Origin of the sequence: Mesorhizobium sp. M4A.F.Ca.ET.090.04.2.1 (genome assembly GCF_003999085.1) — a bacterium.
In the GTDB taxonomy this organism is placed as follows: Bacteria; Pseudomonadota; Alphaproteobacteria; order Rhizobiales; family Rhizobiaceae; genus Mesorhizobium.
The window spans coordinates 1-6,039 of sequence record NZ_RZOT01000375.1 but is presented as its reverse complement, the minus strand read 5'-3'; the positions used below and the strand labels follow the sequence as shown (position 1 = coordinate 6,039).

Genomic DNA, 6,039 nt, shown 5'->3' with positions numbered 1-6,039 from the left:
GACCGCATGCTTCATACGGCAACCGCCGCCGAGAATGGCACCGGCGACGAAATATTTTCACCTTTTCCGGGCAAATGCGGCAGGAATTTCTGCCGCGTCGAGGCTCAGGCCTTCTTGATCGCCAGCGTCGTCGCGAGGTCTTCCATGCGCTGGGCCAGCGCGCCCAGCGCATCGGTCAGCACGCTGTCGTTCTTGCCGGCCTTGGCCAGCGCCTCGTCGCGCGTCTTGCGCAGCGTCACCACTTCGCTTTCCATGCCCTTGACGCGTTTCTGCAGCTCGGAAAGCTCGTCCATGACCATGATGCCGGCCATCACCGTCAGCCGCTGGTCGCCGATCTCGCCGAACGAGTCCTTGAGATGCGCGACATAGCGGTCGAAACGCTCGGCCAGGTCGATCAGATGCTCTTCCTGGCCCTCGTCGCAGGCCATGCGATACTGCTTGCCGTCGATGGAAACCGTGACCTGTGCCATTGGCCTACCTGTCCAACACCGCGCGGATGGTTTCCATGGCGGTCACCAGCCGGCGCGAGACTTCCTTGTTGGCGTCTTCCAGCCGTTCGGCTCGCGCTTCGGAATTGTCGAGCTCCTGCGCCAGCCTGGAGCGATCGGCGTTCATGCGCTGCACCTCCGCCTCGGCCTCCGAATAGTCGCGCTCGTGCTCGAGCTTGGCCGCGACGGCGTTTTCCAGGCCTTCGATGGCTTTGCCCAGCCTGGCGATGACTTCCTTGAGCGTCGTTTCCCCGGTCATGGCTCGTCCTGCACCCTGCCCATCACCGAATCGTTCGCGTTCAGAACGCGTTATCCAGGAAACATTAGGCGCCGTGTGAAGGCAACGTCAATAAAGCTCTCGCGACTGTCCCCCGCTAACGCTAATGTAAGTCTGTCGGGACCATCACAAGGCCGGCAAAAACGCACCGATTTGTTGACTCAAGGGCCGCGCCTGCTATGTGTCGCGCACCCTTTCCAGGCCTCTCCCAAGGCCTCAAACCCCCACCCCGGAGGAAGCATGACCTCGCGTGAACAACATGACCGGATGGCCAATGCGATCCGTTTTCTCTCCATGGACGCAGTCGAGAAGGCGAATTCCGGCCACCCCGGCCTGCCCATGGGCTGCGCCGACATCGCCACGGTGCTGTTCACCCGCTTCCTGAAATTCGACGCCAGGGCCCCGCACTGGGCTGACCGCGACCGCTTCATCCTGTCGGCCGGCCACGGCTCGATGCTGCTCTATTCGCTGCTTTATCTGACCGGCTACGAGGACATGACCCTCGACCAGATCAAGAATTTCCGCCAGCTCGGCTCGAAGACCGCGGGCCACCCCGAATATGGCCATGCCGCCGGCATCGAGACCACCACCGGGCCGCTCGGCCAGGGCCTTGCCAACTCGGTCGGCTTCGCGCTCGGCGAGCGCATCATGAATGCCGCCTTCGGCAAGGATCTCGTCGACCACTACACCTATGTGCTGGCCGGCGACGGCTGCCTGATGGAGGGCGTCTCCCAGGAGGCCATCGCGCTCGCCGGGCATCTCAAACTCAACAAGCTGATCGTGCTGTGGGACAACAACAACATCTCGATCGACGGTCCGGTGTCGCTGGCCGACAACACCGACCAGGTCGCCCGCTTCCAGGCCTCCGGCTGGAACGCCAGCCACATCGACGGCTTCGATCCGGAAGCGATCGCCTATGCGATCGAGGCGGCGCGTCACTCCGACAAGCCGACGATGATCGCCTGCAAGACCACCATCGGCTTCGGCGCCCCGACCAAGGCCGGCACCAACAAGGCGCACGGCTCGCCGCTCGGCGCCGAGGAGATCGCCGGCGCGCGCAAGTTCTTCGGCTGGGACTCGCCGCCCTTCGAGATTCCGGGCGACATCCTCGACGCATGGCGCGCGGCGGGTCAGGCCGGTGCCAAGGCCCGCGCTGACTGGGAAGGGCGTCTCGCCAAGACGGACGCCGAGCTGAAGGGCGAGTTCGAACGCCGTGTCAGTGGCAAGCTGCCGTCGAACTTCGACAGCGTCATTGCCGACTACAAGAAGAAGCTCTCGGCCGACAAGCCAAAGGTCGCCACCCGCAAATCGTCGGAGATGGCGCTCGAGGTCATCAACGGCGCTGTGCCGGAAACCATCGGCGGCTCGGCCGATCTCACCGGCTCCAACAACACCAAGACCAGCCAGACCAAGAATATCACGCCGGACGATTACGGCCAGCGCTATGTCCACTACGGCATCCGTGAGCATGGCATGGCGGCGGCGATCAATGGGCTAACGCTGCATGGCGGCCTTATCGCCTATGGCGGCACGTTCCTGTGCTTCTCCGACTATGCCCGGCCTTCGATGCGCCTGGCCTCGCTGATGGGCATTCGTTCGATCTTCGTCATGACCCATGACTCGATCGGCCTTGGCGAGGATGGGCCGACGCACCAGCCGGTTGAGCATATGGCAGCGCTGCGCGCTATTCCGAACCACAAGGTCTTCCGCCCGGCCGACGCGGTCGAGACGGCGGAATGCTGGCAGCTGGCGCTCGAATCCGAAAAGACGCCGTCGACGCTGGCGCTGACCCGCCAGAACCTGCCGACCGTTCGCACCGAGCACAGCGAGAAGAACCTCAGCGCATCCGGCGCCTATGAGCTGGCCGCGGCAAACGGCGAGGCGGCGGTGACGATCTTCGCCACCGGCTCCGAAGTCGAGGTCGCGCTCGGCGCGCGTGATTTGCTGCAGCAGCACGGCCACCCGACCCGCGTCGTATCGGTGCCCTGCTTCGAACTGTTCGATCAGCAGAGCGACGACTACCGCAGAAACACGATCGGCAGCGCGAAGGTGAAGGTCGCCATCGAGGCCGGCATCCGTCAGGGCTGGGACCACATCATCGGCAGCGACGGCATCTTCATCGGCATGACCGGCTTCGGCGCCTCCGGCACCATCGAGCAGCTCTATCCGCATTTCGGCATCACCGCCGATGCTGCGGCGAAAGCGGTGGAAGCCCGCCTGCATGGCAAGTAAGGGTTGAGGCAAGCGAGCCCGCCAAAACCGCGCATGGCCGTTTCGGCGGACTGGCCCAACCTAATCGATTTAAATCCAGGCCTTCCAAGGCTGGATTCTTTGTCCGTCCGCCGCTATGAAGCTGCGGACCCCATCCGCCTCCCAGGGAGAGAAACATGACCGTCAGAGTTGCCATCAACGGATTCGGCCGCATCGGCCGCAACATCCTGCGCGCCATCCATGAATCCGGCCGCAAGGACATCGACGTCGTCGCCGTCAACGATCTCGGCCCGGTCGAGACCAATGCGCATCTGCTGCGCTACGACAGCGTGCATGGCCGCTTCCCGCACGAAGTGACGGTCGACGGCGACCAGATCTCGGTCGGCTCTGAGAAGTTCAAGGTCACCGCCATCAAGGACCCGACCCAGCTGCCTTGGAAGGAACTCGGCATCGACATCGCGCTCGAGTGCACCGGCATCTTCACCGCCCGCGACAAGGCCGCCGCGCATCTCACCGCCGGCGCCAAGCGCGTCATCGTCTCGGCGCCGGCCGAAGGCGCCGATCTCACCGTCGTCTACGGCATCAACCACGACAAGCTGACCAAGGACCATATCGTCATTTCGAATGCGTCCTGCACCACCAACTGCCTGGCGCCGCTGGCCGCCGTGCTGCACGAGACGGTCGGCATCGAGAAGGGCATGATGACGACGATCCACTCTTACACCGGCGACCAGCCGACGCTGGACACCATGCACAAGGATCTCTACCGCGCCCGCGCGGCTGCGCTGTCGCAGATTCCGACCTCGACCGGTGCGGCCAAGGCGATCGGCCTTGTGCTGCCCGACCTCAAGGGCAAGCTCGACGGCATCTCGATCCGCGTGCCGACCCCGAACGTCTCGGTCGTCGACTTCAAGTTCATCGCCAAGCGCTCGACCACCGCGCAGGAAATCAACGAAGCGGTGATCGCCGCATCCAAGGGCAAGCTGAAGGGTGTTCTGTCGGTCACCCATCACCCGAATGTCTCGATCGACTTCAACCACGATCCGCATTCCTCGATCGTGGCGCTTGACCAGACCAAGGTGATGGACGGCAACTTTGTGTCGGTGCTGTCCTGGTACGACAATGAATGGGGCTTCTCCAACCGCATGGGCGACACCGCCGTCGCCTTCGGCAAGACCATCGCCTGATCGACGCAGGCCGCAATCTTTCCAGATCAGACGCCCGGCTTCGGCCGGGCGTTTTTCGTTTGCAGGCCGGCTGGCGCCCCGAGCGGCAAAACCCCCGGAAATCAGCCCCATAGGAGCAAAAAATCACGCTGCCGCCTTGCGCTGGTCATGTCTTCGCCCCACTCTGCCGTAAAGCGGGGAGGGAGGCGGATTTGAGGGGCAATTCCGGATGGAGCATGCGATCTATCTTGTAACGCTGGTCGGCACCGCCCTTGTCGTTGCCGCCGCGTTTTCGAGCCTGATCGCCTTTCGCTTCGGCGCTCCCCTTCTGCTGCTGTTCCTCTGCATCGGTCTGGCCACCGGAACCGATGGTCTCGGCATCGAGTTCGACAATGCCCGCCTGGCTTACTTTGCCGGCTCACTGGCGCTGGCCGTCATCCTCTTCGATTCCGGGTTCGGCACGCCGCTCAATGCCTTGCGCCAGGCGGCCGGACCGGCACTGTCGCTGGCGACCGTCGGCGTCATCCTGACCACCGGCCTGTTCGGGGCCGCTGCCTATTACATGCTCGACCTCACCTGGCTGGAATCCTTCCTGCTCGGCGCCGCCGTCGCCTCGACCGATGCAGCGGCCGTCTTCTTCCTGCTGCGAGCCGGCGAGATCAATCTGCGCGAGCGCGTGCGCGCGACGCTCGAGGTGGAATCCGGCACCAATGACCCGATCGCCATCTTCTTGACCATCACTCTGGTCGAGATCATCGCCGCCCACGCCAATCCCGAAGCCAATGTGCTTGCCACCAGCCTCGTGCTCGGCTTCCTCATCAGCATGGGGCTTGGCGCCGTCATCGGCGTTCTCGGCGGCCTTGCCATCGTGCGCCTGGTCGAGCGGCTGAACCTCGACCACGGCCTGTTGCCGATCTTCGTGCTGACGCTGTCGCTGATGGTGTTCGCGGCCGCCGGCGCCATTGGCGGCTCGGGCTTCCTGGCGGTCTATCTCGCCGGGCTGGTATCGGGCAATTCAGACATCCGCGCCGTCACCATCCTTAGGCGCTTCCAGGACGGCATGTCGTGGCTGGCACAGATCATCATGTTCCTGATCCTTGGCCTGTTTGCCACGCCCTCGCAATTTCCGGCGATCCTGGTGCCGGCGACCTTGCTCGGCCTGTTCCTGATCTTCGTCGCGCGGCCGATCGCCGTCTGGCTCTGCCTGGTCACGTTCCGCCTGCCACGGCCCGAGGTCGCTTTCGTCTCATGGGTCGGCCTGCGCGGCGCGGTCTCCATCCTGCTCGCCATCACGCCGCTGCTCGGCGGCCTGGAAAACGGCCGCCTCATCTTCAACGTCGCCTTCATCATTGTGCTGGTGTCGCTGGTCGTGCAGGGCTGGACCGTCGGCCCGCTGGCGCGCCGCCTCGGCCTCATCGTGCCGGCGAGGCTCGGGCCCCTGGACAAGGTCGAGCTCGAACTGCCGGGCTCTGCCCATCACGAGCTGCTCGCCTATCGCGTGGCGCCGGGCAGCCCGGTGGCGCGTGGCGAGCGCATCCCGCGTTGGGCGCGGCCCTCGCTGGTGCTGCGCGACGGCCGCTCGATGCGCTTCCAGGACATGGGCCGGCTCGCCGCCGGCGACCAAGTATACATCTTCGTGCCGGACCGTTATCCGCGCCTGCTCGACAAGCTGTTCGCCAGCCGCGCCGTGGTCGATCCGGAGGACGCGGACTTCTTCGGCGCCTTTGCGCTAGATCCGACGCGCTCGGCCGAGGAGTTGGAGGCTGCCTACGCGCCGGGCTTGACCGAGGCAGAACGCAAGCTGACGGTCGGCGCCCTGGTCACGGAGCGGCTCGGCGGCCATCCCGAATATGCCGACCGGGTGCTGATCGGGCCGATCGAGCTCATCGTGCGCGAC

5 protein-coding genes are annotated in these 6,039 nt (G+C 64.7%); 3 read left to right on the top strand and 2 right to left on the bottom strand.

Annotated elements, in window-relative coordinates; translation table 11 throughout:
• Window positions 1-104: 104 nt before the first annotated feature.
• Both EN781_RS23140 and EN781_RS23135 read right to left on the bottom strand, forming a co-directional pair.
• Entirely contained in the window at window positions 105-470 is a 366-nt protein-coding gene (locus tag EN781_RS23140; RefSeq protein WP_126057974.1) for a cell division protein ZapA, read from the bottom strand.
• A 4-nt stretch (window positions 471-474) separates the two neighbouring features.
• Window positions 475-747 carry a DUF4164 domain-containing protein gene (locus EN781_RS23135; protein WP_006200774.1) on the bottom strand — a complete coding sequence of 91 codons (273 nt, stop codon included), beginning with the start codon at window positions 745-747 and terminating at the stop codon, window positions 475-477.
• Window positions 748-1,005: 258 nt separating this feature from the next.
• Between EN781_RS23135 and tkt the strand changes: the two genes are divergently transcribed.
• From tkt to EN781_RS23120, 3 genes are all read left to right on the top strand, one after another.
• Complete coding sequence (tkt, locus tag EN781_RS23130) at window positions 1,006-2,997, top strand: transketolase (RefSeq protein ID WP_126057973.1); 1,992 nt, start codon at window positions 1,006-1,008, stop codon at window positions 2,995-2,997.
• Window positions 2,998-3,152: 155 nt separating this feature from the next.
• Entirely contained in the window at window positions 3,153-4,163 is a 1,011-nt protein-coding gene (gene gap, locus EN781_RS23125; RefSeq protein ID WP_126057972.1) for a type I glyceraldehyde-3-phosphate dehydrogenase, read from the top strand.
• A gap of 208 nt (window positions 4,164-4,371) precedes the next feature.
• Window positions 4,372-6,039 (top strand): potassium/proton antiporter (locus tag EN781_RS23120; protein WP_127400363.1); only part of this gene is annotated, 1,668 nt, incomplete at its 3' end.